This window comes from Mycobacterium angelicum (assembly GCF_002086155.1).
GTDB lineage: Bacteria > Actinomycetota > Actinomycetes > Mycobacteriales > Mycobacteriaceae > Mycobacterium > Mycobacterium angelicum.
Window position 1 is genome coordinate 1 of sequence record NZ_MVHE01000153.1, and the last position, 2868, is coordinate 2868.

At 66.6% G+C, this 2868-nt stretch carries 1 protein-coding gene; it reads left to right on the plus strand.

Going from position 1 to position 2868, the window contains the following annotated elements; translation table 11 throughout:
* The coding region (locus BST12_RS28605) for a type I polyketide synthase (protein WP_139802031.1) at positions 1–2868 on the plus strand (2868 nt) is incomplete at both ends.

Here is a 2868-nt window from a genome sequence, read left to right on the forward strand (position 1 = left end):
TGGGCAGCTTCCCCACCGACCGCGGCTGGAACCTAGCCGAGCTGTTTGACCCCGATCCCGACGCAGTGGGCAAGACCTACGCCACCCACGGAGCCTTTCTGCCCGACGCCGCCGAATTCGACGCCGAGTTCTTCGGAATCTCCGCGCGAGAAGCCCAAGCCATCGGCCCACAGCAACGACTACTCCTCGAGATCTGTTGGGAAGCGCTGGAAACCGCGGGTATCGACCCCGCCGAGTTGGCCGGCACCAACACCGGAGTATTCGCCGGAACCTGGACACAACCCTACGGCGATTCGGCTTCTGCAGGAGTCGAGGGCTACGCCCTGACCGGCACCGCCACCAGCATGGCCTCGGGCCGGGTGGCCTACCTGCTGGGGTTGCAGGGCCCGGCGATCACGGTGGACACCGCGTGTTCGTCGTCTTTGGTCGCTACCCATTTGGCGTGTCAATCCCTGCGTAGCGGCGAATCCAGTCTGGCGCTGGCTGGTGGCGCCACAATCATGACCACACCGTTCATCTTCACCGAGTTCGCCCGCCAACGCGGGCTCGCCAGCGATGGGCGGTGTAAGGCATTCGCGGCCGCCGCCGATGGCACCGGCTGGGGCGAGGGTGCCGCGGTAGTTGTGTTGGAGCGGTTGAGCGATGCCCGTCGCCACCACCACCCGGTGCTGGCGGTCATCGCGGGTTCGGCAGTCAATCAGGATGGCGCCTCCAACGGGCTGACCGCCCCCAACGGCCCAGCGCAGCAACGTGTTATCGCGCAAGCCGTCGCCAACGCCGGGATCACGCTCGACCAAGTCGACGTGGTGGAGGCCCACGGCACCGGCACCAGGTTGGGCGATCCGATCGAAGCCGGCGCGCTGATCGCCACCTATGGCGCACACCGCGATTCGGATCATCCGTTGTGGCTGGGATCGATCAAATCCAACATCGGTCATACCCAAGCCGCCGCCGGAGCCGCGGGGCTGATCAAGATGATCACCGCGTTGCAGCACGAGACGTTGCCGCCCACCCTGCATGTGGATCGTCCCAGCCCGCACGTCGACTGGTCGACCGGCACGGTGCGGCTGCTCACCGAACCCATCAGCTGGCCGGTGACCGATCACCCCCGCACCGCGGCGGTGTCCTCGTTCGGTATCAGCGGCACCAACGCCCACGTGATCGTCCAACAAGCCCCCGCCGCACCGACACCACCAGCTAGCCCGAAAGCTGAGCCCGCGCTACGGATTTGGCCGATCTCCGCACGCACCCCCGCAGCCCTTGCCGCTCAGGCCGAGCGCCTGCACCAACACCTCACCGAACACCCCGACGCCGATCTGACCGAGGTCGCCTACAGCCTGTCCACCACCCGCACCCACCACCCCTACCGGGCCGCGATCACCACATCCGCCGCCAGCGATAACCCCCGTCAAGATCTGCTCGCGGCCCTGCACGCACTGCACACCAACACACCACACCCAAACCTGCACCAGCACAACCTAATCCAATCCAACAGCAAACTCGTCTTCGTCCTACCCGGCCAAGGCGGCCAACACCCCGCCATGGGCCTCGAGCTCTATACCCATCACCGCGTCTTCGCCGACGCGATCGACGCCTGCGATGAGGCGCTGCGACCCTGGACCGGCTGGTCGGTACGCGACGTCGTGTGCCACGATCCGGCGGCCCCGTCGGTGCGCCGCGTGGATGTGGTCCAGCCCGTGTTGTTCGCGATCGCGGTCTCGCTGGCCGAAGTGCTGCGCGGCTACGCCGTCGTGCCCGACGCAGTCATCGGACACTCCCAAGGAGAAATCGCCGCCGCCTACATCGCCGGAGCCTACTCACTCGAAGATGCTGCCAAGATCGCGGCGCTGCGCAGTACCACGCTGGCGCGCCTATCCGGCACCGGCGCAATGGCATCAGTACTGCTGCCGGCACAAGACCTGCGGCCACGACTAGAGAACTACGGCCAGCAACTAAGCATCGCCGCCATCAACGGACCCACCCACACCATCGTCAGCGGCGATCCCGCCGCCATGGAACAGTTCGTCAAGACCTGCGAACACGACGGTATCCAGATCCGGCCCATCGCGGTGGACTACGCCTCCCACTCAGCCCACGTCGAGCAACTCCGCGAACAGCTCCTACACGAGCTGGCCGATCTCGCCCCACACCCATCACGCGTTCCGCTGTATTCCACAGTGGAAAGCGCCCTTTCGGCCGAACCCCTCGACACCGCCACCATGAACGCCGACTACTGGTACCACAACCTGCGCCAGCCGGTCCGCTTCCATGACTGCGTGACCGGGCTGCTGGCCCAGGGTCCGCAGACGTTCCTCGAGTTGTCCCCGCATCCGGTGCTGGCCCCGGCTCTTAGTGACACGTTGGCCCAGCCCGGCCTACCTGGTGGTTGCGCGGTGATCACCACCTTGCACCGCGACCGCCCCGACCCCGACACCCTGACCAGCGCGCTGGCCCAACTACACACCCACGGCCACAGCCCCAGCTGGACCAGCCTGTACGGGCAGGCCCACACCATCACCCTGCCGACGTATCCCTTCCAGCACCGCCGCTACTGGCTGACCCCAGCCACCAGCACCGACGTCAGCGCCGCCGGACTCGACCGCCCCGAACACCCCCTACTCGGCGCCATCACCCACCTCGCCGACCAAGACCAAATCGTGCTCTCGGCACGACTGGCCCTTTCCACCCAGCCCTGGCTGACCGGCCACCAAGTCAACGACCACATCATCTTTCCCGCCACCGGATTCATCGACCTACTCCTCCACGCCGGCCACCACGCCCACACCCCCGTCATCGACGAACTGATCCTGCACACCCCCCTGACGCTGTCCGAACACACCCCCACCGACCTCCAAATCACCCTCCACC